This is a genomic window from Acetobacterium tundrae, from assembly GCF_008086615.1.
Lineage (GTDB): Bacteria > Bacillota > Clostridia > Eubacteriales > Eubacteriaceae > Acetobacterium > Acetobacterium tundrae.
In genome coordinates, this window is record NZ_RXYB01000019.1 from 1 (window position 1) to 24930 (window position 24930).

The following is a 24930-nucleotide window of genomic DNA, read 5'->3' on the forward strand; positions in this document are numbered from 1 at the left end:
CGGTGGGGTTGATAAAGGCATCATGTTTTTCAGCTGTGATGCCGGTCATTGGCTGGAACCAATGGGTAAAATGGGTGGCACCCAATTCCAGGGCCCAATCTTTCATGGCGTTGGCGACAACTTCAGCCACATTTTCTTCCAGCGGTAGATCTTCTTTCATTGTTTTAAGAAGAGAAGCGTAAATGTGCTTTGGCAGGCGCTTTCGCATGACACCTGAATTAAAAACTTTAGATCCAAAAATATCGGCTATATTTTCATGTGTAACATCTGGCACGTGAGTGTCCTCCTAAATTTGTATTTTGAATTATAAATCCCATGTATCATAATAGACAAACAGGGTATAAAAACCAGTGTGAAGTAAAAAAGGTGCCTTCAGAAGCGTATACGAACACTCCAAAAGCACCATTGCTATTTTTTTTGTGTGGCAATCGCCACTTTTTAAATTGTGTTTATTATAGATCATGAAAAATATTTTGTAAAGAGAAATTTTTATGAATTCAGATGTAAAGGTTATCAAGATACAGAAAAATAAAGGTTAATATAGCTTTTCTGATTCCTTAATTATCCCAATTATATAGTGTAGATAAGGTTAAAAGATGAAATCCTTATCAGGCAGAATCATAAAAATAAAAATTGAATATCACGTAGAAATGTGTTTTAATATAGAAAAAGTATAGTGTATACAAAAAATTAAATAAGAATATTTATAAAGAACAATGGCGTTTGGTCCTCCTGAAAAATTTTAATTTCAGAGGGATTGATTTAGTTTGTTCTTTTTTATTTTTCTTTTAAAGCTTATGTTATAATTGAAAAATATATAAGAGCTGGAATCGATACTGATCCCATCGGAATAAGAATAATTAGGTACATAATTTAAAAAATGGAGGTATGAAATGAGCTTAGCGAAAAGAACCATTGATGCGATGGAATTTATTGAGGATAATGATGTCAAATTTATTAGACTTCAATTTTGCGATCTTTTTGGTCAGAATCGAAATATTGCAATTACACCGATGCAAATTGAACGTGCATTGAGCAGTGGAATTCCCTTTGATGCATCATTGGTAGTAGGATTTTCCGAATCCAATTATTCGGATTTGCTATTATGTCCAGATATCAGTACGATTCAAATTTTGCCCTGGAGGCCACAACAGGGAAAGGTTGCACGAATTATTTGTGATATCCGATATCCTAATGGAGATATTTTTGAATCGGATAGTCGTCGGATATTAAAAGAAACACTGGAACGTGCAGCGGTAAAGGGTTTTCAGTTTAATACCAGTGCTGAATGCGAATTTTATCTTTTTAAACAGGATGAAAATGGAGATCCCACAACCATACCAACCGATAAAGCTGGGTATTTTGATTTGGCCCCCTATGATCGTGGAGAAAATACCCGAAGGGAGATTTGTCTGACCTTGGAAGATATGGGCTTTGAAATTGAGAGTTCACGGCATGAAGCAGGGCGGGGTCAGCATGAAATAGATTTTAAATATGATGATGCGCTTTCTTCTGCGGATAATATTATGACCTTCAAAACGGTGGTAAAAACTGTCGCACAACGAAATGGGATTCATGCGTCATTCTTGCCTAAACCACTTGTGGATGAACCAGGAAGTGGGATGCATATACATATTTCATTGGAAAAAGACGGAATGAGTGTTTTTGAAAACAAAAACAATATCCTTTCCGACGAAGCCAAGTATTTTATTGCTGGTGTTTTAGCTCACATTAAGGGGATAACTGCAGTAGCAAATCCACTGGTCAACAGTTATAAACGTCTGACGGGAGGTCAGGAAGCTCCTCAACTTATTAGTTGGGGAATTGGAAATCGCTCATCGCTCATTCGTATACCGGAATTGATAGATAATTATTTTAGGTTTGAACTTAGAAGCCCTGATCCCACGTGCAATCCCTATCTAACCTTTGCCCTGATTTTAGAAGCAGGACTTGAAGGCATTGAAAAAAAATTGTCACTTATGGATGAGTTGGCAACGGGCGAAAATGAAATCATAAAAAATACCAAAATTAATGAAAGCATTGAAGAACTGCCAATTACTTTAATAGAAGCTATTGCCGCCATGAAAGCAGATCCCCTAATTAAAACGATTTTAGGAGAAAATTTGGCTAAAAACTATATTGAGCTTAAAACTGTTGAATGGATGGATTATATAAAGACCGTTCATCCATGGGAAATTGATCGCTACCTGTCGACTTATTAAGCCAGATAATTAAAATGAAAAGGGCAGGAGGTAGAAGCCTTGAGCAGTGTATTATTGGTATGCAAACAAGATGACGTAATTCGAGTGCTTGCTGATGTTTTACGCCCAATGAATTTTCAATTAATTGATTCAGCAACATCTGCTGGAGAAGGGCGCCGACGGCTTCAGGAAATAGAGTATGATCTAGTAATCGTGAACACCCCCTTAGGTGATGAATTTGGCACCGATTTTGCTATCGATATTTCAGAAAAATTCATGGTTGGGGTTATACTCATTGTGAAAAGTGATTTAGTAGATAGTATCGAAGAAAAACTCATCGATACCACGGCTTTTGTTATACCGAAGCCATTTAACCGTCAATTGCTTGTTCAAAATGTGCGTTTTGTTTGTCAGTCGCGGGAAAAGTTCCAACGCTTGCAAAATCAGAACAGAGAACTAAAAGCAAAATTAGATGATCTTAGCATCGTTTTTCGAGGAAAACTATTTCTGATGGAATATTTGAATTTGACAGAGGATGAAGCACATCGTTATATTCAAAAAAAGGCAATGGATATGAGAACGTCGCCGAGAAAAGTTGCGGAACAGATTATTAAAACCTATGGTAAAAAAGCATAAATCATGTTCCAATAAAAGAATGTCCAAATTGATTTTTTTATGTCAGTTTGAATTTTGTTGATAAAATAGAAAAACAGCACCCTCTATGGAATTGAATGAAGCCATAGGGGGTGCTGTTTTCTATTCTGGTAGGTAGGTCTGGTAATTTCTGAGGGAGAGGTGCTGAAAAGTATTGTACATATTGATAAAATGCCAACAATAATTTTCTATGCAAAAACTGAATTTTTAAATGTAAATCTTTTCGTTAATGATTTCAGTATTTAGAACAATGCTTAAATTTCCGTTCCGGCATCGTAATTTATCAATGAATTCTTTTTGATTAATATCTTCCTTTAAACACAAAGTGTAAACAATTTCAAATAATGCCCCAAAATCACTGGTTTTAACCCGTTGAATTTTGTAACTTTGGGTATAGTGCTGCAAAATATCGTCAAAGCAATCCTGGTAATCCAGATCTTCAGGGATGGTAATTTTAAGCTGCATGTTGCGAATTTTGGGTTTAGCATATTTTGTTATACTAAGAATGACCATAACGACACAAAGCATGATGGCAAAGATTATACCATAAGCGATGTAACCCATGCCGCAGGCAAGGCCAACAGCCAGGGTGAAAAAGACGTAGGATATATCAATCGGATTGCCAGGTGCGCTTCGAAAACGTATCAGACTGAATGCGCCGGCTAAGCTAAATGCTTGGGCAATATTGTTGCCGACCAGCAAGATAATGATGGCAATGATAGCTGGCAGCATGATCAGTGTTATGGTGAAGCCGGGTGAATAACCGTCTCTCCCCTGGGTTTTAATGTAAACAATGCTGATGAATAAGCCCATGATTAAGGAAGTAAAGATGACATTTAAAGTGGTACTTAAAGTTAGGGTATCGGTAAGCGTTGATGCAAAAAGTGTTTCTAACATTAGATTCTCCTTTAGTTGCTGATGCAATATTTTAATTCGGTATTGTCGGAAATGGGCATGTTGATGATTTTGGCCATGCTTTGTCTGCGGTATTCTGTATACGCGTTGCCGTATTTTGAAAAGCTGGAGCTGTAAATTTTTAAGCTTGACAGCGCATGGGTGAGCCATACGGGAATCGCACCCAAAATCTTTATTTCCATAAGATAACCGTCTTTAGGCAAAAGTTGATTTCCAAAGTCTCCCTTTTCTAAAGAAAGATTATTTTGACGGCTTTTGATATTATGGTCAAAAGTTACCCGGAATTCCGGATCGTTTTTCCCAAAGTAGGCACTGCGTTCATAGCTGATATAGGCTTTGGGCACAATGATGTGATGGTCTAAAAAATTATCAATTTCTTCAAGAACCAGGCGATTAATAGCGTTAGCTTCCAACGGGTATTCTCTTTTTGAGATGAAACGGTTGGCTTCATTCAGGGTCATGGTGGCCCGACGTTTGCTGACAATGCCGCCTATTTTCTTTTTTAATTCCAAAAAGACCTTGTCATCAGATGAAATTGGAATGGCGTAGCTTCGAAGACGAAGTTTTTCCTTGTAATAAGGTTTCGAAAGGGAATGCCTTATAATATCGTAATTTTCAGTGTCAAAATAGATATTATAGATCGAATAGCTGTCATTTTTTGATGTATAACTATCCGGTACCATTTCGGTTAAAAGAATGGGCAGTAATTGTTCAAACTGAGATTCATTTAATTGAAATTTGTTTTCATAGCGTTTAAATGTTTTTGTAATCATCATAAGCCTCCAAATATTTTATTTTTACAAAGGCAAAAATCCAAACGAGCACTTGTACTAACTTGGTAACTACCTGTGAAGCACAGAAAAAATCGGGTTATGAGTTTTCCGGTGGCTTTCTTAGGTATTAGTATACAAGAGCAATTTGTTAAGTGTTTGTTAAATTTGTGTTTTTTTTGTGAATATTGTATAATAATTGCACGAATAAGTTTACATCACAGATATTAGACAAATTCACAGAGTTAAATCAAAATCTGTGGAGTCAGGGAAAATCAAGACGGATCAGAAGAATACAACGGTCACTATCAGAGGAAAGGAGAAAATACAAAGCTTATCTTTTATGACAAAAAGATAATGATTTAATTCTCATTTGGTTGAGCTAAGGTAAGAATATAGCTGATCTCAGTGTTAAAAAATGATGAAATAAATTTTAAGGTATTATCTGAAAATAGTGAAGTAATAAATTGATCATATTTATTGAAGTTATCTAGATTTTGAATAAGTGAAGTATTTCAAGCTGTTTCGCTTTTTATTGTAGAATGTAAAATTTTATTATTTACTTAAAAGACTTAAATATTTGGAGGATCATAATGATTACAACAACATTTAAACGTTATGAAAAAAAATATCAGATACATGAATTTCAGCTTAAAGAACTGATGCCAATACTTTTAGCAGAAATGATGCCAGATGATTTCACATTAAAGAATAATGGCTACTCGATTTATAATATCTATTTTGACACTGAAAATTACGATATTATACGGCACTCTCTTTCGAAGCCCTACTATAAAGAAAAGCTCCGTCTTCGAAGCTATGCCATTCCAATTTCATCTGATGACAAGGTCTTTTTGGAATTAAAAAAGAAAATAGGCGGCATTGTCAGCAAACGTCGGGCCACCATGACCCTGAATGAAGCCAACCGTTTCATCTCAAAAAGAGAATACCCGTTGGAAGCTAACGCTATTAATCGCCTGGTTCTTGAAGAAATTGATAATTTTTTAGACCATCACGTCATTGAGCCCAAAGCCTATATCAGCTATGATCGCATTGCTTTTGTTGGAAAAAATGATCCGGAATTCCGGGTAACTTTCGATTGCAACATCAAAAACCGTCAAAACAATCTTTCTTTAGAAGAGGGAGACTTTGGAAATCAACTTTTGCCTAAAGACGGTTATATTATGGAAATAAAGATTTTGGGTGCGATTCCCGTATGGCTCACCCATGCGTTATCAAGCTTAAAAATTTACAGCTCCAGCTTTTCAAAATACGGCAACGCGTATACAGAATATCGCAGACAAGGCATGGCCAAAATCATTAACATGCCCATTTCCGACAATACCGAATTAAAATACTACTTCAGCAATTAAAGGAGAATATTTATGTCAAAAATACTTTTTGCATCAGCGCTTACCGATACTCTGAGCGTAGGATCAACTTTGAAAATTATCTTTACGTCCTTAATTATGGGTTTATTTATCAGTATCGTTTATATTAAAACCCAGGGGAAAGACGGTTATTCACCCGGCTTCACCATAACACTGATTATGCTCCCGGCTATCATTGCCATTATTATCTTGCTGGTCGGCAACAATATTGCCCGTGCTTTTAGTTTAGCCGGAGCATTCAGTCTGATTCGTTTTCGAAGCGCACCCGGCGATCCCATCGATATTTCCTATGTCTTTTTTACCCTAGCTGTTGGGCTTGCCTGTGGCATGGGTTACATCGCTTATGGTGTACTCTTTGCCATTATACTTTGTATCGTCATGGTTATTCTCAGCACAACAAAATATGCTAAACCCAAAACTCGCAACATGCAGCTTAAAATTACCATCCCTGAAGATCTGGACTATCAGGATTGCTTTGATGATATCTTGCTGCAATATACCCAGAGCTACAAAGTTCAACGGGTAAAAACTTGTGATTTCGGTGCGCTATTTGAAATTGTTTATACTTTGTGTTTAAAGGAAGATATTAATCAAAAAGAATTCATTGATAAATTACGATGCCGAAACGGAAATTTAAGTATTGTATTAAACACTGAAATTAATAACGAAAAAGTATATAGTTAAGGCCACTAAATCTATATAGAGAACTTCATAACATAAATTGTGCAAAGATTAAGAAAGTCTTTGGTTGCTTATAAACATTCGCATAATAACAGATAAGCTTAAGTAAGCGCGCTTAAAAAATTAAAAAGCTAATATTTATCCAGTGACGCACGTTGAGGCGGATACCCAAATTGGGTATCCGCCTCAACGCATAATAAGGATATTGGCAAGTTAAAAAAAGAAGGTTTTAAATTCTAAAGGAAAACCAAAAAACTGAGCCTTCATTTATTTTTGAGGTAGCACCATAATCGCCGCCATGCATGTCGATGATAGATTTTACAATGGACAAGCCCAGACCGGTTCCTGTGACTGCTCGTTTATGGGTTTTATCTACCTTATAATAACGTTCCCAAATGTAGGGCAGATCTTCAGAGCTAATGCCTTCTCCGGTATCGGCAACTTCTATTCTAACCCACTCATTTAAAGTATCTTCAGGATTCTTATAAGTACTTTGGGTGACAATAACTTTTTTATTGGAACCGGTATAGTTAATGGCATTTATCAATAGATTATAAAACACCTGGGAAATCCGTGTTTCATCAGCATTAACGGTTAATTCATGATCTGGTTCAAAGCTAATGTTGTAACCGTCCTTTTCCATCAACTTATTCATACGGTTGACAGTTTCCTGGATGCTGGAGGTGAAATTGTAATGTTGCGGACGAATCGTGTTATTGCCAGATTGAAGCTTCGAAATATCCATGACATCATTAACAAGTGTCGTGAGTCGTTGCGTTTCATCGACGATGATTTGAGCATTCTCGGAATTATTTTCATCAGGCAAATCCCGCATGGCTTCTGCATAACCACTAATTAGGGTTAAAGGTGTTCGGAGATCATGTGAGATGTTTGCAATCAATTCCTGGCGCAAATTTTCAACCTTGGAGAGCTCTTTGGCAGTATAGTTAAGTGTAGTTGAGAGTTCAGTAATTTCTTTGTAGCCTCCTCCTTCAAAACGGGTGTTGTAGTCTCCCGTTGCCAGCATTTTTGCACTATTATTAATCGCTTCAATGGGTTTTGATATCCATTTTGCAATAATAAGTGCCAAAATAACCGAAAATAGAATCATAACAGCGGTGATGTAATACAGCTGTACGCGAAGGGTATTAACCGTAGCCTTAACGGGAGAAATAAGCGAAGTGAGAACAAGGGTTAAATCATTATTGTTTCCATCTTTAATGATTTTAGAATAAACAATGGTTTCTTGTTCGCCATGAGATTTATTTGGAACCGGTGTTAACGCATCAAGTTCTGGAGTGGAATCAATCGTATTAGGAACATTATCTGCAGTGCTGGAAGTATCATCTGTAGTCACATTGTGCTTATAATACTGAAAAAGCTCACCACTATTATTATCGACTTCTGAAGAAACTGAATTTTCATCAAAAGTTGAAGAATTATCACGCAGAACGTGGGATGAATAAAGAATCTCTCCGGTGCTTGACAAAACTTCAATATTGATATCATTGCTGATGGTAATATTGGAGATAATGGTTTCAATATTGTCGTTATTAATGTTTTTTTCGATGGTTTTTGCTGAAGTCTTTATTTCATTAACTTTAATGTTCTTATAAAAACTATCTAAGAAAACAACCTGAAAAAGCCAAAGCAAAATTAGAAGAACGCCGCAGAAACCCAACAGGAAAAGAAAAATTTTCCATTTTATGCTGATATGATTCAGTCTATTTTTTGCTTTATTGGATGTAGATTTATTGTTCTTTTTCAATGGATTCAACCTTCAAATCGATAGCCAACCCCGCGAAGAGTTGTAATTAGCCCAGCATATTCGCCCAGACTTTTTCTCAGCAGTTTAATATGTGTATCCAAGGTACGATCATCGCCATAAAAATCATAGCCCCAAACTTCTGTAATCAGTTTTTCTCGAGTGAGGGCAATATTTTTATTTTGTATAAAATAAAAGATCAGATCGAACTCTTTAGGTGACATATCGATATTTTCATTATTAATAATGATTCGTCTTGCTGTGAAATCAGCTAAAAAACCGTCTTTTTGAAAGAGCTCATGTTCAAGGGACTTTTTCTTAGTCGTTCTTTTCATGATGGCATCAATACGCATCATCAATTCTTTTGGTGAAAAAGGCTTAACAACATAATCATCAATGCCTAATTCAAACCCATGGATTTTATCATATTCTTCACCTCTGGCTGAAAGCATTAATACTGGAGTATCCTGGCTTTTCCGGATTTCTCTGACGGCGGAAAAACCGTCTAACTCAGGCATCATAACATCCATTATAATAATATCGAAATTCTCTTTGCGACATAATTCAACAGCTTCCATACCGGTTGAGGCCTCGACTGCGTTATGACCCTCGAAAATTACATATTTCTTTATTAAAGTTCTAATCTTATCTTCATCGTCGGTAATTAAAATTTTATACATTCATTTCACCTCTTTGTACTATTATAATATAAATAGAGTAATATTACTAAGTGTTTATTAAGTGAACAGGTTATGATTAATGGCTGAAAATTATTATTATTAATGAAGATAACAGGAAAAATTAATGTCTGAGGTTGCCTGACGATTTTCTGGAAACCACGAGAAGTTCGGATTAAATAATTCTTATAGTTGATATTAATTCAAAAATAATTCGTATAAGTACAGAATAATATATACAAGTAATGTTTTATTATGTTAAACTTACTATCATGAAATTTTTAATTAAGAATAATTCTTTAAGCGGTAAAAATAATTGTATTCAGATAAATCGCTGAGCTACTGGATACATGATAAGAAATAAAATTATACAGAGGAGGTATTTATGGAAAAACTTAGAGAAAAAGCCCTAACCAAAAAGATTTTTCTAAAACTTTCGCCGCCAGGGGATGGAGATATTATTGGAGATAAAGAGCGAATTATTAAAGCTTTGAGCCAGGAATTTGGAAAAGTCAAATTCTCCTATCAGATGTTAAGAACGATCTATCCTTTCTGTCGAGAAGCAAATTGGGAAATGACACTAACACTTATAGAAAATGAGAAAGTTTGGGAGATCATCAGACTGGAAGCTGGTGATCGTACCAATTATCATTATGGTATCGCGGTAGACTTGGGGAGCACAACGGTTGCGATGGAAATGGTTGACCTAAATACCGGAGCTATTCTTGACCAAACGAGCGTTTTTAATCATCAAATTAAGTTTGGTGATGATATTTTAAGTCGTATTTTTTATACTAAAAAAAAATGCAGCCATTTAAAGGAAATTCAGAAAAGCACCATTGAAACGTTCAGTGAATTATTGAATAGTTTAAAAGAAAAAACGGGTATTGATCCTAAAGAATCTTATATTATGGTTATTTCGGGAAATACAACAATGATTCACTTTTTATTGGGGATTGATCCCTGGCCTATTTTTCAGTATCCTTTCGCACCAGTTTTTAATCATACTGGTTTCATGAATGCCAGGGACTTGGGGTTACCCATAGAAGGAGTCGTTTTTTGCATGCCATCCGTCGCCAACTATTTAGGTGGCGATACCGTGAGTGGGTTATTGGTTGCAGGGCTTCATGAAAAGGAAGAGTTGGGTTTGTTTATCGACATTGGCACCAATGGAGAAATGGTTCTAGGAAATAAAAGCTTCCTTTTAGCAGGAGCTGGTGCAGCTGGACCGGCCCTGGAAGGCGCGATCAGTAAAAATGGGATGAAAGCGAGTAGCGGTGCTGTTGACAGCGTTATAATAGAAGAGAACCAGTTAAAACTGACAACGATAGCCGATAGTAAACCCCTGGGTATTTGTGGATCAGGGATTGTGGATCTTTTAGCTCAGATGCTGTTAAATGGATGGATTGATTTTTCGGGAAGGTTTAACCCTGAGATTTCAGAGCGGATTATCAAAAAAGATCGAGAATATGGGGTTGTTTATGCTTGGAAGGGAGAATCTGGAAGCGGAGAGGAACTGGTCTTTACGCAAACGGATATCGGCCAGTTCATTGATGCCAAAGCGGCTGCAAATACCATGGTTGCTTATCTCCTGGAACGATTGGGAGTGGAAGCATCCGAAGTTCAACGCCTATATATTTCTGGCGCATTCGGCACTTACCTCAATTTGGAATCAGCGATCACCATTGGACTTTATCCCGACTTGCCAAGAGATAGATTTGTTTCATTGGGTAATAGTTCGCTAAAGGGGGCATATGCACTTTTGATAAGTGCTGAAAAAATGGACAAGGTTCAAATGCTTCAGGAAAAGATTGAATATTTAGAGTTTGGGGCAGCAACGGATTTTTTAACGCGCATGTTTGCGGCTCGCTTTTTACCGCATACGGATTTTGATTCTTATCCTACCGTTAAAGCGGAACTAATAAAACGGGGGAGATTGCGTGACATAAGAAGAGACAGCAAATAAAACCATCCTGGAGACAACTGATGTTACTCGTGTCTCCAGGACTTCATTTTGAACTTTTCCAATAAGCTTAACTTTTTTATTAATATGGGTGGGTTAAAATGATCGTTTTTATTTTTTTTGTTCGATTTTGGGAAGGCTGTCAAATCCCTTTTGTAAATCTTCATCTGTGGGAATATAGTCAGTCATGGTTCCGGCATTGTAGCTGGCATATGCAGTCATGTCAAAATAACCGGTTCCGGTCAATCCGAAAATAATGGTTTTTTTCTCGCCGGATTCTTTGCAGGCTAAAGCTTCATCGATGGCGGCCTTAATGGCGTGGGAAGATTCAGGGGCTGGTAGGATGCCTTCAATGCGGGCAAATTTAACGGCAGCTTCAAAAACGTCATTTTGCACATATGATTTTGCGCGAATGTATCCTTCATGATAAAGCTGAGAAATAATGGGGTTCATCCCGTGGTAGCGCAATCCCCCGGCATGGTTGGGAGAAGGCATAAATCCGCTGCCCAGGGTATACATTTTAATCAGAGGAGTTGTTTTTCCGGTATCACCAAAATCCAATGCATATTTTCCACGCGTAAGGGAAGGGCAGGAAGCCGGTTCGACGGCAACAAAGTCGATGTCATTATTCCCTTGAATTCTATCTGCCATAAACGGTGCGATGAGACCCAATAAATTGGAACCGCCACCGGCGCAGCCAATGATGATGTCAGGTTTAATGCCATATTTGTCACAGGCGATTTTTGTTTCCATACCGATGATGGACTGGTGAAGTCCGACATGGTTCAATACACTTCCTAAAACATATTTGCAGTTATCGGTTGTCACGGCAACCTCGATGGCTTCGCTGATGGCACAACCCAGGGAACCATTGGTATCAGGGGTTTCTGCAAGAATTTTTCTTCCGGCCGCGGTGGTATTGGATGGTGAAGCAATAACTTTAGCGCCATAAGTTTCCATGACTGCTCGACGATGAGGTTTTTGTTCAGCCGATACTTTAACCATATAAACAGTTAAATCCAGGTTATAGTAAGCACAAGCCATGGATAGAGCCGTTCCCCACTGTCCGGCACCGGTTTCGGTAGTTAAACAAGTTAAACCCTGTTTTTTGGCATAATAAGCTTGAGCGGCAGCAGAATTTAGCTTATGTGAACCAGATGTGTTTGTTCCTTCATATTTATAATATATTTCCGCAGGGGTAGCTAATGCTTTTTCTAAACAATAGGCTCGAACAAGAGGAGAGGGACGGTACATTTTATAGAAATCACGAATTTCTTCCGGTATTTCAATGTATTCATCGGTTACATTGAGTTCCTGATCCACAAGTTCTTCGCAAAACACCGGGAGAAGATCTTCTTTGGTGCAATATTCGCCGGTTGCCGGATTAACAAAAGGTTCAGGCAGTGTTTTCATTTTTGAACGGAGATTGAACCAGTATCTGGGCATCTCATCTTCACTTAAATAAATCTTGTAGGGTATCGTTGCCATAATAATACTTCCTTTCTATTTCCTTATTATATTTAAACAGAAACCTGTTTATGGGAAAACAAAAAACTCATCCTCAACAAAAATGTAAAGGACGAGTTTGATTACTCGTGGTGCCACCTTTTTTTACAGGAATAAAACCTGTCTCTGCAGAATACGACTATATTCCTCAACACTTACGTAGTTGTCACGTCATGAAATACTCAGTTAACACCTTTGATCATGCCCTCAGCGGTCCATTTGATGAATTGCGTACTGTGAGGTTCTCACCAATCCTCATTCTCTGGAAGTGCATTTTTCACCGTTATCTCCGCATCAACGGTTTGAAACTATCTATAATGAATTTCAGTTTAAAGTAAAATTTAAGAAATGTCAATCAAAAAAATCTAATCTTGACAAATATTTAGAAATGAAGTACAATCAATTTGTAAATAAATTGTAACGAAAATTAATATTAATGTAATCATTGAAATGAAAATGGAGGTTTTATGGAAGGAAAGCAGACAAAAGGCCTTACAAAAGGAAAAAAATCAGTTCTTAAACTAGGAATGACCGGTATTATCGTAACATGCATAATTGGAACAACATGTTCTTTTGCTTTTGCTAAAGAAGTGACCGTGAAGATTGGTGATACTCAAAAAGTAATGAGTGGCAGAATTTATGAAAATGTGGGGGATGTTCTTAAAGATAATGGAATTGAACTCGGAGATGATTATTCAGTTAGTGTCGATACCAATACCGCATTATATGCAGTTGACAACATTGAAATAAAAGCCAAAGTCAGTGGAAATCTTTTAGTTGATGGAGAAACGATTGCTTATCAGACGGATGCAGAAACCGTGGGAGACTTACTGGAAGAGAATAATATTGAACTGGGAGATCTTGATCGCGTTGAGCCAGCTAAGTCAACAGCATTGGAAGATGTGAGTCAGGTTAAGGTGGTTCGTGTTAAAGTATCAGAATTGCCAAGTTTGCAGACAATTGCTTATACAACTGAGAAAAAAGATAATCCTGATTTAGAAGTTGGAAAAACAAAAGTTGTTCAGGTAGGCGTTAATGGAACAACCAGTCAGGTTGAACGAGTTCTTTATGAAGATAGCGTTGAAAAAAAGCGAGAAGTTGTTTCTCAAGCAATTGTGACAGAACCAATTAAGGAAATAATCGAAGTTGGTACAAAAGAAACTGCTGTTGATGCGACACCGGCAGTAACGACAACGCCGGCAGCGACGACAACACCGGCAGCAACGACAACACCAACAGCAGCGACGACACCAGCAGCAACGACAACACCAGCAGTTGAAACTCCAGCAGTCGTTGAAACACCAGCAGTAGAAACGCCAGTAGCAGAAACACCGCCAGTAGATACAACGACAACCATTCCTGCAGGCGCAGTTCAGACAGTCTTAAATTGCACAGCTTATACTGCAACAGGAAATGCAACCGCATCAGGTGTGATGCCAACAGCAAATCATACAGTAGCGGCATGGAGCGGATTACCACTTGGTACTAAGATCTATATTCCATCAACGGGGATAACATATACAGTTGAAGATCGTGGTGGTGCTGTTACCGAGGGGATTGTTGATATTTACATGAATACCTATAATGAATGTATTCAGTTTGGCCGCCAGAATCTGGAAGCTTATATTATTTATCAATAAGTAAATTAAAAAAGAAGATACTTGAGAAGATACTTTTGTATCTTCTTTTTTAACGAGAAATAACGAAAGCATCGCAACGATAGTTTATATAACAATAAATAGAAAGAAAGCCATCAGACCGACGCCAAGGCTGATCAAATGCCTGTTTTTAAAACAATGGTCGAATAAATAATAACTGCTTCATAAATAATGAAAAAGCCCTTCAAAAGTTTTAACTCTTGAAGGGCTTTTTTCATTATTTATAATAAACAGTCAGGTAGGTCTTTCAGCTATTAAGATGTCGTAAACCCAGAGCCCTGTAATCAAAGGGATTGGTTATATCTCGAGAATAAGGAACAGGTGCAATAATAAGTTCAACATGTTCATCAATGGCATCGTATTCTAAAATCAAGTTATTAAAAGCTTCGGTAATGCCTTGATTAATGAGCAATTGATTTTTTACGGAGGTGTTTTCCATAATGATACTAAAAATACTTCCGTCCAGAATATAAATAAGATGGGTATTATAACAATGCATCTTAATTATTTTCATAGTCTTGAAAAGAATTTCATCCCAAAGACGGGAACCGTTAATTGATTCAAGCGTTTTTAAATGGGAAATAGAAATCATTTCAAGGGTAAGAATGGTCTCACCTTTAGCAGCTCGCTCCATGGCATACTTTAAATCTTTGTAATGTGCTTTTTCAATGGTCAGTCCCGGGCTTTCTTCCAGATTATCATAAGCAGCGAGCTGACGCTCCAGAGATTTTTTGAATTCAAAAAGCTCACGTATCTTTTTGATCAAAAAGGTACTGCTCAATAAAAGCAGGGGAATAACAACAATCCAACCGATTTGATAGAGCTCAAAGGGGACTTCAAGATAAAAAACAGAAATGAGTGATATCACGATATAGCTGAACAAAAGAAGGATCATAAAAAAGATACTGGCACCAACCGGCATGGCAATTGTGAAAATCAAACAGGTGAATAGTATAAACAACACCGAGTAATCCACAAAATTAAAAGTGTAGGCGGCCAGTGTTAAAAAAACACCAAAGAAAGCGAGCCCAATAATAAAGAATATCAGCGGCATAAGCATGTCAATTAAGTTTGGTTTTTGAATAGGAGTCTTAACAGGACTGGCTTTTTTCTCTTTTGAAACTGGGGATTTAGAAGCTTTTGTTGCGGCTTTGTTTTTGGTTTGGAAATCTTCTTTTGTTTCAGGCGCTAACGAATCTTCATTTAATATGAACGCATCAGAAGAGCCTTTTTCACTTTCAGATGGATCAGGACGAGTCGAAGTCTGAATTAATTCTTCAGGCTTTTCTTGTATATTTGAAAGGGCATCTGGCGCAATCAAGTCATTTGGCACTAGGGTTTCTTCGGCATAGTTATCGCTAAAAGAAGAAGGTCGGCCGAGAATTTTTGAAAGTGTCGGAAGTTCTTCATCGTCATCTTCTTCACCAGCTGTGGTATTGGCATCAAAAATACTGCTGCTTTTCGATGCTTTATTAAGTAATAGATCATCTCCAGAAAAAGCTAACTGATTGCCCTTATTATCAAATGGTCGGGAATTAAGAACAGCCTGATCCAAAGCATCGTCATCAGAAATATCAATACCTGAAAGAAAATGGTCATCTGATTGAGTTAAATCCTGAAAATTTGTTTCAAAAATATTGGGATTCATTTCTTTAGAAATGATACCTTCTTCAACCAAGGATGCGAGTTTTTTATCAATACGTATCTCGCACTCTTTGATGGTATCGTCTAAATTTTTCTTTTTTTTAAGAATAATATCCAATTTACTGGGCTGGATTTTTTCATTATCCATCATATATCCATCGCTTTCGCATTTATATTTCATTGCAATTTATATTTCATGATTGACTTTATCATCATAATCGAGGATGATAAAGAAAGTTTTAAAGAGGGATGCTTAAGAAAGCTAACATGGAGTAGTCCTCTGTGACTTACCATTATAGCAAAGAATTCTTATATATTAAAGGGAAAAACTAAAAAATGCCAGCTTCCAAGGGATTTCTTTTTTATCAACAGGGTTTAGATTGTTTTCTTTTGTAAGAAAAGTTTCAAATGGCTGTTTTAAAGGAATTAAATTAACTGATGTAATTTGTTAACATTTTTTTGTGCATATGTGGATAAGATAGCAAAAAACAATCAACAGTCTATGAATAAATAGGATATTCTTGAAATCCCATGTTATCGGATGTTTCTGAGGATAATATGCTAGTGAATAACATTTTATCCACAATTAGTGGATAAAAATCAATGTTTTGTGGACAAAGATTGTGAATAAACCCAAAATATCATGAAATAGTGCACAATGGAGGAGTTAAATGTGGATAACTTATTAAAAAAAGGAGAGAGAATCGAGGATCTAGGACTTGAAAATCTCAAAATTATACAAAATCCGGAGTATTTTTGTTTTGGAATGGATGCGGTTTTGTTATCCTGGTTTGTTTCAAAACGGACGAAAGGATCAATCCATATTATCGATTTGGGAACGGGAACAGGTATTATTCCTTTATTGCTATATGGAAAAACACAGGCTCAATCCATTACCGGGTTGGAAATTCAGGAGCCTTTGGTGGAAATGGCCAGGCGAAGTATAGCACTTAACAGACTTTCATCTCAAATAAAAATTATTCATGGAGATATTACAAAACCGGGAGAAGAAATTATACCGAATTTTTATGATGTGGTGGTGAGTAATCCTCCCTATATGCGCGCTCAGGCGGGATTAAAAAATAAGCAGGACACCAAAACAATTTCTCGTCATGAAATTTTATGTAATATCGAAGATATCCTTATTTTCAGCAAGCGGATGCTTAAAGATCGAGGTCGGTTATTTCTCGTTCATCGTCCTGAACGCCTTGGAGATATTATTTCGCTCATGCGAACTTATAAAATTGAGGTCAAGCATCTTCAGTTTGTTTATCCTTCAATTAAAAAAGAGGCGAATCTTGTCTTGATTGAAGGGCGAAAAAGCGGACGACCAGGGTTGAAAACAGATGCGCCCCTCATTGTTTACAATGAGGAAGGGCAGTATACACAGGAAATTTATGATATCTATGGAATGACAAAACCGGAATAAAAATTTATTCCGGTTTAAGTTCGAAAAATTTTGAAAATTAAAGCCAATTATTTATTGTAGTTCAACCGTTAACTGGGTGAAGAATTAGCTTTTAGAAATGGACGATGAAATTGTTATCGGGATTTTTTTACTTTTAAGATGCGGATATCTTCTCCGTGAAAAGCGATGGTTTTAAAATTTCCGCATATTCGCGATGAAAGACGTTCATCGTAGATTTCCTGTATCTTTATAACGGTCAAATTGCTCGAAATAATCATTTTTTTATCGGCATTGAGACGACTGTCGATTACTTCATAAAGCTGTTTCTGGCTGTACTCAGAAGAAAATTCAGCCCCCAGGTCATCGATGATCAGAAGGTCGCAAAGAATCAGCGGCTTGAAAATCTCTTCGGATGTTTTGCCTTCCTTGAAAAGCTGGTCCTGAATGCTGGAGACCAAATGGGCAGCGGTAACATAAACAATGCCGTAACCTTTTTCTGCCAGCTTGTTGACAATACAGTTGGACATAAAGGTTTTGCCGACACCCGGAGGTCCTGTAAACAGGAGCTGATCTTGTAATGAATCAAAATTTTGACAATATATTTGCATCAATTTTTTGTTGGTCTGAGCATTTGATCTGGGGCTGGGGACGCCTTCGATCATGGGAATATCCGAATAATAATCAAAATTGAAAGTCTCAAAGGTTTCTTTCTGGGCTCTTGACTTTAAATCGTAGGTTGAAAAACTGACTTCCGACAGGCATTGGTTAAGGCATTGGCAAATATCTGAACCAATCATTCCGGTATCTTTACAGTGGGGACAAAAATAGGAATGGGACAGGAGATCCTCATGGCCCAAACATATTTCTTTCTTTCTTGCTTCCAATGTACTCATTTTGTTTCGAATGGCATCGGCTTTTCCCACGTCACGCGCAATGGTTGCCCGGGTCAGGGCAATGCCCTGATGATTGATGCTACTGTCAAGGGTAGAAAGTTCAGGTTTGTTTTTATAGAGGGTCTCTTTTCTCTGGCGCTGCCTAAACTGATAGGCGTTTTGCTTCTCAAGCAGCAATGCGTACGCAGCTTTATAGGTTTTCATCATCTACCTCCAGTTCCGGCCATAAATCTTCGGTAAATGCGACTTCCATATCCAGATAAGCCTGTTTACGGGAATCACTCATGGGTTCGACAGTCTCTTTTACCGCTTTTCGCGGCTTGGGTTTATCATTCTTAATATCTTCAAGGGTCTTGAAGCCCTGTTCATGCCAATTCTTTAAGATGCCATCGATGTATTTCAGATTCGGTTTATTGGTTCGGGACAAGGCTTGAACAATGATTTCCATGGAGAAGCCATAGTCGAAAAACCAGATATCCATCATTTTACGTTCTGAAACCATGGGATTGCGCTGAATGCCAAGGTATTTGAAAATCTGATAGTAAGATTTTCTTTTTTGAGCAGACTCTTTAATATAGGCTTCCGCTTCCAGGTGGTCCCGAACTTCGGCAGTGTAGAAACTTTTGGCAACAGTTTCTAAATAGCTGATTACCTGAGCGGGTGTAAAGGTTCGGTCTTTTTTATTGATCATATTGAGGGAATATTCCACAATGAGAATCACCGCTTCAGGGGTAAAATTATACTCGCTCAGCCAATGTTTAAAAAGCTGAGTTTCCTTACGGGAAATCGTTCGGCTTTCATACATATCCTGAATGGTTTCATACATCCGGCCAATCCGGTCTTCCAGGGTATCGGTGGAATTTTGATGTCGAGGCACCGTTGTTTTGGGAACCTCCTCATTTTTATAGAGCATTGTGCCGGTGATGTTAAAAAACCGTACAAGAGCATCCCGGGTCCCGGTGTATTCGATAGAGATGATTTTTTCAGAAGCCCAGTAATCCCAGGCTTTTTTTACATCGGTTTCGAGTAAGTTTAAATCTTTCGCAATATCTTCGTTGCTAATAGGGGTCAACCCCTGGTTGAAGCAACGTTTCAGTCCATAGAGGTAGACTTTGACATAATCCCCTTGAGCCATCGGCATATAGTGGTTTATAAAAATATTTTCAATAGGCGTTACCCCCAAGTCATCATGGCTGGAAACTAATTCAAAACGGTTCATTTTTTACCTCATGTAATATAAATATTAAAACTCTTCAGTTCATCTAAAGATGATGTTGCTATTATATCACATTGAATATAATTTGTGAGGAATTGATTTTTTCCTTAAGAACAGAAAAATAAAAAAAATGCCTGAAAAATTTATGGTGATGATAATAACAGAGCCTTGAAGGGGTAACAACATTATATTGGGTGAAATCAATCATTATGATTGACAAATTCCATTAAAACATATATAGTGTTCCCAATAGGAACTACTAATTATAAAAATAAAAAAGTGAAGCCAGCAAGGAGACGAATGATATGAATAAAAAACCGTTTGTGACAAAAAAACAATTGGCAGAAATTATAAAAAAATATCCAACCCCTTTTCATATTTACGATGAAAAGGGAATCAGGGAAAATGCAAAAGCAGTAAGAGAAGCCTTTGCGTGGAACAAAGGATTTAAAGAATATTTTGCGGTAAAAGCGACACCCAACCCGTTTTTGATTGACATATTAAGAGATTATGGATGCGGCTGCGACTGCTCGTCTTTAACAGAATTGATGCTTTCCAATGCGATGGGGTTAAATGGCGAGGACATCATGTTTTCATCGAATGAAACACCAGCCGGTGAATATGAGTATGCCAACCAAATTGGGGCGATCATCAATCTAGATGATTTTACACATATTGATTTTTTGGAAAAAACACTTGGAAAATTACCGGAAACGTTAAGTTGTCGATATAATCCCGGGGGAGTGTTTACTGTCAGCAATGGTATCATGGATAACCCCGGAGATGCAAAATATGGGTTTACAACGGAACAACTTTTTGAAGGATTTAAAATCATGAAAGAAAAAGGCGTTAAAAACTTTGGAATTCATGCATTCCTGGCCAGTAATACCGTCACAAATGATTATTATCCAATGCTTGCCAAACAACTTTTTAAAGTAGCGGTTAAGTTAAAAGACGAAACCGGTGCGGCTATCAAGTTTATTAACCTTTCCGGAGGGGTTGGTATTCCTTATACACCAGATCAAACACCGAATGATATTCGGGTGATTGGTGCCGGGGTAAAAAAGGTGTTTGAAGAAGTACTGGTACCGGCGGGAATGGGAGATATTTCGCTCTATACAGAAATGGGGCGCTTTATGATGGGACCCTACGGGCACCTGGTGACGACTGCTATTCATGCAAAACATACCCATAAGGAGTACATTGGATGTGATGCATGCGCCGTTAACTTAATGCGGCCGGCAATGTATGGTGCCTATCATCATATTACCGTTATGGGAAAAGAAAATGCACCATGTGATCATAAATATGATGTTGTTGGTTCTTTATGTGAAAACAATGATAAATTTGCCATTGATCGAATGCTTCCGGAAATTGAAAATGGGGATTTGTTAGTCATTCATGATACCGGCGCCCATGGGTCTTCAATGGGATATAATTATAATGGCAAGTTGAAATCAGCGGAACTTTTATTAAAAGAAGATGGTAGTGTTGAACTTATTCGCAGGGCGGAAACACCCGCGGATTACTTTGCCACATTGGATTGTTTTGATATTTACAAGAAGATGGGATTTTAATAAAAATCAATCAGCAGTATTTTTAATTGTGATTGTGCGGATAAACGAGAATATAAGCGCTTCAAACCCAAAACAAAAAGGGAATGAAGAGCTTTTTTTATTTTGTTTTTCAGATAATCTTTAGATTATCTGAAAATTATGTTATTATATAGTTTCACAGTGAATATAGCTTGTGAAAAATAAAAATAATTACTGCAAAAAATTGCGATAAATACGAAGAGATTTCTTGATAATCTTTGAACTTATGATATAATTACCAATTGGATATTGCATATATGCATGCGTTGAAAGGAAAGTAATATGGATGTTTTTATTATAGAAGGAGGTAACCAGCTGCAAGGCGAGGTTACAATCTCCGGGGCGAAAAATGCTGTATTGGGAATTATTCCAGCTGCAGTACTCTGTGCTTGTTCAAGTAAAATAGAAAATGTTCCAGATATTAAAGATGTTAATAAAATGATTGACATTCTTGAAAAGCTTGGAGCTGAAATATATAGAGAAAATGATACCGTTATAATTAATACAGAAAAACCAATTTCATATGATGTTTCGGATTATGAAGAAGAAACAGGGCAAATGAGGGCGTCATATTATCTTTTGGGGGCGTTGTTGGGACGTTATAGAAAAGCGATTGTGCCATTGCCAGGAGGCTGCAATATTGGGGATCGGCCCATTGATCAGCATATAAAAGGCTTTCAAGCCTTAGGAGCAACGGTTGTGATTGAACATGGACAAGTGAAAATGGAGGCACCTGAGCTTAAAGGTGCACATATTTTTATGGATGTGGTGAGTGTTGGCGCAACGATTAATATCATGTTGGCGGCTGTTCGAGCGGATGGAAAAACGGTCATTGAAAATGCTGCTAAAGAACCGCACATTGTCGATGTGGCCAATTTTCTAAATCTGATGGGTGCAAATATCAAAGGTGCCGGGACGGATGTTATCAAAATTACCGGTGTAGACGAAATGCACGGTTGTGAGTATTCAGTGATTCCTGATCAGATTGCTACGGGAACCTATATGATGGCAGCAGCGGCCACCGAAGGCGATGTGCTAATCAAGAACGTTATTCCCAAACATATGGAAGCAATCACCGCGAAGTTGACCGAAATGGGAGTGACTGTTCGTGAAGAGGATGATGGTATCCGGGTTATTGGAAAGCGGCCGCTTAAGGCGGTGAATGTGAAGACTATGCCTTATCCAGGATTCCCAACCGATTTACAGCAGCCGATGGCGGTTTTAATGACGATTGCGGAAGGCACCAGCACCATTACTGAAAGCATTTTTGAAAGTCGTTTTAAATATGTGGATGAATTAAGAAGAATGGGAGCAAATATTTCCATTAATAGCCGAACCGCCAGTATTACTGGTGTTAAGGCTTTATCGGCGACAAAGATTCGGACAACGGACCTCCGAGCAGGGGCAGCCATGGTCTTGGCAGGACTGATTGCTGATGGAGAAACAAAAGTTACTGATATCATACATATTGATCGAGGTTACGAAAACCTCCAAGAAAATTTACGTAATTTAGGAGCAGATATTCGGCGTATTTCTGAAAAAGACAATCCGGGTATTTAACAATGATATTGCAAGGGTTTAACCTTAAAAAAATAAAGCTGAGTTAAGTCAACTTTAAGCAAAATTCGATAGGATAAATCCAGCAATCGGAGCTCTGGAAGATTCGGAATGGAATAATCTAAACTAATGAAATAATGAATATAGGGAGCGAAGATTGAAATTTTGTAGTTTATACAGTGGAAGTTCTGGAAACAGTCTATTTGTCTCAAATAAGAATACAAAACTACTTGTTGATGCCGGTCTCAGCGGTATCCGAATTCAAAGAGCTTTAACTGATATTGGGGAAAAATCAGATGAAGTTTGTGGAATTCTAGTAACTCATGAACATCGAGACCATATTCATGGACTTGGGGTACTGTCTCGTCGCTTCGACCTTCCGATTTACGCGAATGAAAAGACCTGGGAGGCGATGGTTGATGATTTAGGAAAGATTGCTCCTCACAATATTAAAACCTTTGAATTTGATAAGCCATTTTCAGTAGAGGACTTAGAAATTGAGGCGTTTAGAACATCACATGATGCTGCTGATTCAGCAGGGTTTATTATTAATGATGGTAAAAAACGTTTGGGAATTGCTACCGACTCTGGAATTATAACACCTGAAATGACAAAAGCCTTATTTGGCTGTGATTTGGCACTCCTTGAATCCAACCATGATGTATCGATGCTTGAGGCTGGAAGTTATCCTTTTTATCTAAAACAGCGGATAAAAAGCGATTATGGTCACTTATCCAATGAAATTGCGGGAAATTTAGCTTTGTCATTAGTCAAAAAAGGGACCAAACATTTAATATTAGCTCATTTAAGTGAGGAAAACAATTATCCGTTACTTGCATATGAAACGACTGCGAGAATTCTTGCAGGAGCAGGTGTTATTCTAAAAGAAGATGTCAATCTTTTTGTTGCCAAAAGATCGAGTGTGAGTGAGATAATAGAACTGTAAGAACTTTAACGAAAGTTGAGGTGAACCAATGAATGATGATCTAAAAGCTGATCTTGAGAAAGCTGATCTTGAGAAAGTTGATCTGAACAAAGAAAAGAAACACTTCCCCCTGAAATTTTTACCCTTATTGATTGGTCTGATTGGAGCGGTAATTGGCGGTTTGATTGTTGGTGGAGTATTCTTAGGAATTAATTATTTTAGTGGCAATACCGTTGTTCAGGGTGGAACGAAAGAAGTTATTGTTAATCAAGGCAGTGCCGATACGGTTGTAGAAGCGATTGCTCAGGTTGTGCCGCCGTCAGTTGTTGGGATTGAAACCACCGAGACAGCCAAGACTACTTTTGGTCAAACACAAGAAGAGACTGGCGTTGGTTCAGGATTTATTCTAACAAGCGATGGTTATATCGCAACCAATCAGCATGTTGCTTCAAATAGTGTCTCATCGATGAAGGTATCATTGGCCGATGGGAATACGTATGACGGTAAGCTAATTTGGTCTGATTCGACTCTTGATCTGGCAATTATTAAAATTGATGCCAAAGGTTTGCCAACACTTCAGCTGGGAGACTCCGATAATGTAGTGGTCGGAGCATTAGCCGTGGCGGTTGGAAATCCGATGGGACTGAATTTTGAGCGTACCGTTACTTCTGGGATTGTTTCTGCGCTCAATCGCAGTATTCCTTTGGATAATGGTATTGCTGAAGATTTGATTCAAACAGATGCTTCTATTAATTCAGGAAATAGCGGCGGTCCTCTTGTTAATAAAGATGGAGCGGTAATTGGTATTAATTCCTACAAGCTGACAACCGGTGAAGGAATGGGATTTGCAATTCCAATTAACATTCTTAAGCCAATTCTCAACGAAATCGTTGCGACGGGAAAATTCAATTCAACAGTCATGGGAATTACCGGATATGATCGTGCAATTGCAAATTACTATTTATCAGATAGTGCGGTTAATTTTTCAAAAGGTATTTATATTGCATCGGTACAATCAGGTGGCGGTGCCGCTAATGCGGGATTGGCAGTTGGTGACATTATTTTGGATATCGACGGAACAGAAACAAATACCATGTTAAAAATGAAGGAAATTTTGTATGCTAAAAACGCTGGAGATAAAGTTTCGGTGACCTATCAACGAAATGGTCAAACACTAACAACCAATGTGACAGTTTCGGCAGGAGAATAAAATCTGTTGAAACATGATTTTAAGACCTACGAAGTTCACTCATGGTGATAACAGGAAATCCTGTTATCACTTTTTTGTTATTCAAAAAAAGCGGTTAAACGAATTTATCAATGAGGAGAAGCAGTCTAGACGGCAATCATTTTAACGCAAAGAAGATGGTATGAAAAAAATAAGATGATCTAAAACAATAGTGAATTTTATATTGATAGATGAGGCTATTGATGCTATAATAAATAATATTTGAAAAATCGTTCGGTAAATATCAATGAAGATATTCATCGAGTTTGCGATTAAATTTGAG

At 37.5% G+C, this 24930-nt stretch carries 20 protein-coding genes; 11 read left to right on the forward strand and 9 right to left on the reverse strand.

Features of this window, described 5'->3' with window-relative positions:
• Positions 1-208 (reverse strand): glutamine synthetase III domain-containing protein (locus tag FZC40_RS13320; protein ID WP_243135819.1); only part of this gene is annotated, 208 nt, incomplete at its 3' end.
• A gap of 685 nt (positions 209-893) precedes the next feature.
• Here FZC40_RS13320 and glnA point away from each other — a divergent pair.
• Together glnA and FZC40_RS13330 are read left to right on the forward strand one after the other, a co-directional pair.
• The gene (gene glnA / locus FZC40_RS13325) at positions 894-2222 is read left to right on the forward strand and encodes a type I glutamate--ammonia ligase (RefSeq protein WP_148605157.1); all 1329 of its coding nucleotides are present in this window, start codon (positions 894-896) and stop codon (positions 2220-2222) included.
• Positions 2223-2261: 39 nt separating this feature from the next.
• Positions 2262-2837: an ANTAR domain-containing response regulator gene (locus FZC40_RS13330; protein WP_148605160.1), complete on the forward strand. Its 576-nt coding sequence runs from the start codon at positions 2262-2264 to the stop codon at positions 2835-2837.
• A 225-nt stretch (positions 2838-3062) separates the two neighbouring features.
• Here the strand turns inward: FZC40_RS13330 and FZC40_RS13335 are convergent, their stop codons facing one another.
• Together FZC40_RS13335 and FZC40_RS13340 are read right to left on the reverse strand one after the other, a co-directional pair.
• Positions 3063-3752 carry a DUF4956 domain-containing protein gene (locus FZC40_RS13335; protein ID WP_148605162.1) on the reverse strand — a complete coding sequence of 230 codons (690 nt, stop codon included), beginning with the start codon at positions 3750-3752 and terminating at the stop codon, positions 3063-3065.
• Positions 3753-3763: 11 nt separating this feature from the next.
• Positions 3764-4543 (reverse strand): polyphosphate polymerase domain-containing protein, encoded by a 780-nt coding sequence (locus tag FZC40_RS13340; protein WP_148605164.1) that lies wholly within the window; start codon positions 4541-4543, stop codon positions 3764-3766.
• Between the two features lie 590 nt (positions 4544-5133).
• Here FZC40_RS13340 and FZC40_RS13345 point away from each other — a divergent pair.
• On the forward strand, positions 5134-5913 hold the full coding sequence (locus FZC40_RS13345) for a polyphosphate polymerase domain-containing protein (protein ID WP_148605166.1): 780 nt from the start codon (positions 5134-5136) through the stop codon (positions 5911-5913).
• Positions 5914-5925: 12 nt separating this feature from the next.
• Entirely contained in the window at positions 5926-6615 is a 690-nt protein-coding gene (locus tag FZC40_RS13350; RefSeq protein ID WP_148605168.1) for a DUF4956 domain-containing protein, read from the forward strand.
• A 226-nt stretch (positions 6616-6841) separates the two neighbouring features.
• Here the strand turns inward: FZC40_RS13350 and FZC40_RS13355 are convergent, their stop codons facing one another.
• Positions 6842-8380, reverse strand: a complete 1539-nt coding sequence (locus tag FZC40_RS13355; RefSeq protein WP_148605170.1) for a sensor histidine kinase — start codon at positions 8378-8380, stop codon at positions 6842-6844.
• A gap of 5 nt (positions 8381-8385) precedes the next feature.
• Entirely contained in the window at positions 8386-9057 is a 672-nt protein-coding gene (locus FZC40_RS13360) for a response regulator transcription factor (RefSeq protein ID WP_148605172.1), read from the reverse strand.
• Positions 9058-9439: 382 nt separating this feature from the next.
• On the opposite strand from FZC40_RS13360, the gene FZC40_RS13365 reads away from it, so the two are divergent.
• Positions 9440-11020 carry an ASKHA domain-containing protein gene (locus tag FZC40_RS13365; RefSeq protein ID WP_148605174.1) on the forward strand — a complete coding sequence of 527 codons (1581 nt, stop codon included), beginning with the start codon at positions 9440-9442 and terminating at the stop codon, positions 11018-11020.
• A gap of 108 nt (positions 11021-11128) precedes the next feature.
• Here FZC40_RS13365 and FZC40_RS13370 read toward each other — a convergent pair whose 3' ends face one another.
• Positions 11129-12505 (reverse strand): TrpB-like pyridoxal phosphate-dependent enzyme, encoded by a 1377-nt coding sequence (locus tag FZC40_RS13370; protein WP_148605177.1) that lies wholly within the window; start codon positions 12503-12505, stop codon positions 11129-11131.
• 485 nt (positions 12506-12990) lie between these two features.
• Between FZC40_RS13370 and FZC40_RS13375 the strand changes: the two genes are divergently transcribed.
• Entirely contained in the window at positions 12991-14163 is a 1173-nt protein-coding gene (locus FZC40_RS13375) for a 3D domain-containing protein (protein WP_148605179.1), read from the forward strand.
• A gap of 265 nt (positions 14164-14428) precedes the next feature.
• Here FZC40_RS13375 and FZC40_RS13380 read toward each other — a convergent pair whose 3' ends face one another.
• The gene (locus FZC40_RS13380) at positions 14429-15973 is read right to left on the reverse strand and encodes a hypothetical protein (RefSeq protein ID WP_187389069.1); all 1545 of its coding nucleotides are present in this window, start codon (positions 15971-15973) and stop codon (positions 14429-14431) included.
• A gap of 525 nt (positions 15974-16498) precedes the next feature.
• Here FZC40_RS13380 and FZC40_RS13385 point away from each other — a divergent pair.
• Positions 16499-17254 carry a tRNA1(Val) (adenine(37)-N6)-methyltransferase gene (locus FZC40_RS13385; RefSeq protein WP_148605183.1) on the forward strand — a complete coding sequence of 252 codons (756 nt, stop codon included), beginning with the start codon at positions 16499-16501 and terminating at the stop codon, positions 17252-17254.
• A gap of 113 nt (positions 17255-17367) precedes the next feature.
• On the opposite strand, the gene FZC40_RS13390 is transcribed toward FZC40_RS13385, so the two are convergent.
• Both FZC40_RS13390 and FZC40_RS13395 read right to left on the reverse strand, forming a co-directional pair.
• Positions 17368-18330 carry an ATP-binding protein gene (locus FZC40_RS13390; RefSeq protein WP_186843724.1) on the reverse strand — a complete coding sequence of 321 codons (963 nt, stop codon included), beginning with the start codon at positions 18328-18330 and terminating at the stop codon, positions 17368-17370.
• A complete protein-coding gene (locus tag FZC40_RS13395; RefSeq protein ID WP_148605187.1) occupies positions 18317-19345 on the reverse strand; it encodes a DnaD domain protein in 1029 nt (342 codons plus the stop codon). The genes FZC40_RS13390 and FZC40_RS13395 overlap by 14 nt, the downstream gene beginning before the upstream one ends.
• Before the next feature lie 302 nt (positions 19346-19647).
• Between FZC40_RS13395 and FZC40_RS13400 the strand changes: the two genes are divergently transcribed.
• The 4 genes from FZC40_RS13400 to FZC40_RS13415 all read left to right on the forward strand — a co-directional run bounded on the left by FZC40_RS13400 (position 19648) and on the right by FZC40_RS13415 (position 24629).
• Positions 19648-20919 (forward strand): diaminopimelate decarboxylase, encoded by a 1272-nt coding sequence (locus FZC40_RS13400; RefSeq protein WP_148605189.1) that lies wholly within the window; start codon positions 19648-19650, stop codon positions 20917-20919.
• A 300-nt stretch (positions 20920-21219) separates the two neighbouring features.
• Positions 21220-22497 carry a UDP-N-acetylglucosamine 1-carboxyvinyltransferase gene (locus FZC40_RS13405; protein WP_148605192.1) on the forward strand — a complete coding sequence of 426 codons (1278 nt, stop codon included), beginning with the start codon at positions 21220-21222 and terminating at the stop codon, positions 22495-22497.
• A gap of 154 nt (positions 22498-22651) precedes the next feature.
• Complete coding sequence (locus tag FZC40_RS13410; protein ID WP_148605194.1) at positions 22652-23440, forward strand: MBL fold metallo-hydrolase; 789 nt, start codon at positions 22652-22654, stop codon at positions 23438-23440.
• 28 nt (positions 23441-23468) lie between these two features.
• On the forward strand, positions 23469-24629 hold the full coding sequence (locus FZC40_RS13415) for a S1C family serine protease (protein WP_148605196.1): 1161 nt from the start codon (positions 23469-23471) through the stop codon (positions 24627-24629).
• Positions 24630-24930 lie beyond the last annotated feature (301 nt).

Bases quoted from the DNA above. Each gene is read 5' to 3' on its own strand.
- glnA (WP_148605157.1), top strand. From the start codon at position 894: ATGAGCTTAGCGAAAAGAACCATTGATGCGATGGAATTTATTGAGGAT.
- FZC40_RS13335 (WP_148605162.1), bottom strand. From the start codon at position 3,752: ATGTTAGAAACACTTTTTGCATCAACGCTTACCGATACCCTAACTTTA.
- FZC40_RS13340 (WP_148605164.1), bottom strand. From the start codon at position 4,543: ATGATTACAAAAACATTTAAACGCTATGAAAACAAATTTCAATTAAAT.
- FZC40_RS13345 (WP_148605166.1), top strand. From the start codon at position 5,134: ATGATTACAACAACATTTAAACGTTATGAAAAAAAATATCAGATACAT.
- FZC40_RS13350 (WP_148605168.1), top strand. From the start codon at position 5,926: ATGTCAAAAATACTTTTTGCATCAGCGCTTACCGATACTCTGAGCGTA.
- FZC40_RS13360 (WP_148605172.1), bottom strand. From the start codon at position 9,057: ATGTATAAAATTTTAATTACCGACGATGAAGATAAGATTAGAACTTTA.
- FZC40_RS13365 (WP_148605174.1), top strand. From the start codon at position 9,440: ATGGAAAAACTTAGAGAAAAAGCCCTAACCAAAAAGATTTTTCTAAAA.
- FZC40_RS13370 (WP_148605177.1), bottom strand. From the start codon at position 12,505: ATGGCAACGATACCCTACAAGATTTATTTAAGTGAAGATGAGATGCCC.
- FZC40_RS13375 (WP_148605179.1), top strand. From the start codon at position 12,991: ATGGAAGGAAAGCAGACAAAAGGCCTTACAAAAGGAAAAAAATCAGTT.
- FZC40_RS13380 (WP_187389069.1), bottom strand. From the start codon at position 15,973: ATGGATAATGAAAAAATCCAGCCCAGTAAATTGGATATTATTCTTAAA.
- FZC40_RS13390 (WP_186843724.1), bottom strand. From the start codon at position 18,330: ATGAAAACCTATAAAGCTGCGTACGCATTGCTGCTTGAGAAGCAAAAC.
- FZC40_RS13395 (WP_148605187.1), bottom strand. From the start codon at position 19,345: ATGAACCGTTTTGAATTAGTTTCCAGCCATGATGACTTGGGGGTAACG.
- FZC40_RS13400 (WP_148605189.1), top strand. From the start codon at position 19,648: ATGAATAAAAAACCGTTTGTGACAAAAAAACAATTGGCAGAAATTATA.
- FZC40_RS13405 (WP_148605192.1), top strand. From the start codon at position 21,220: ATGGATGTTTTTATTATAGAAGGAGGTAACCAGCTGCAAGGCGAGGTT.
- FZC40_RS13415 (WP_148605196.1), top strand. From the start codon at position 23,469: ATGAATGATGATCTAAAAGCTGATCTTGAGAAAGCTGATCTTGAGAAA.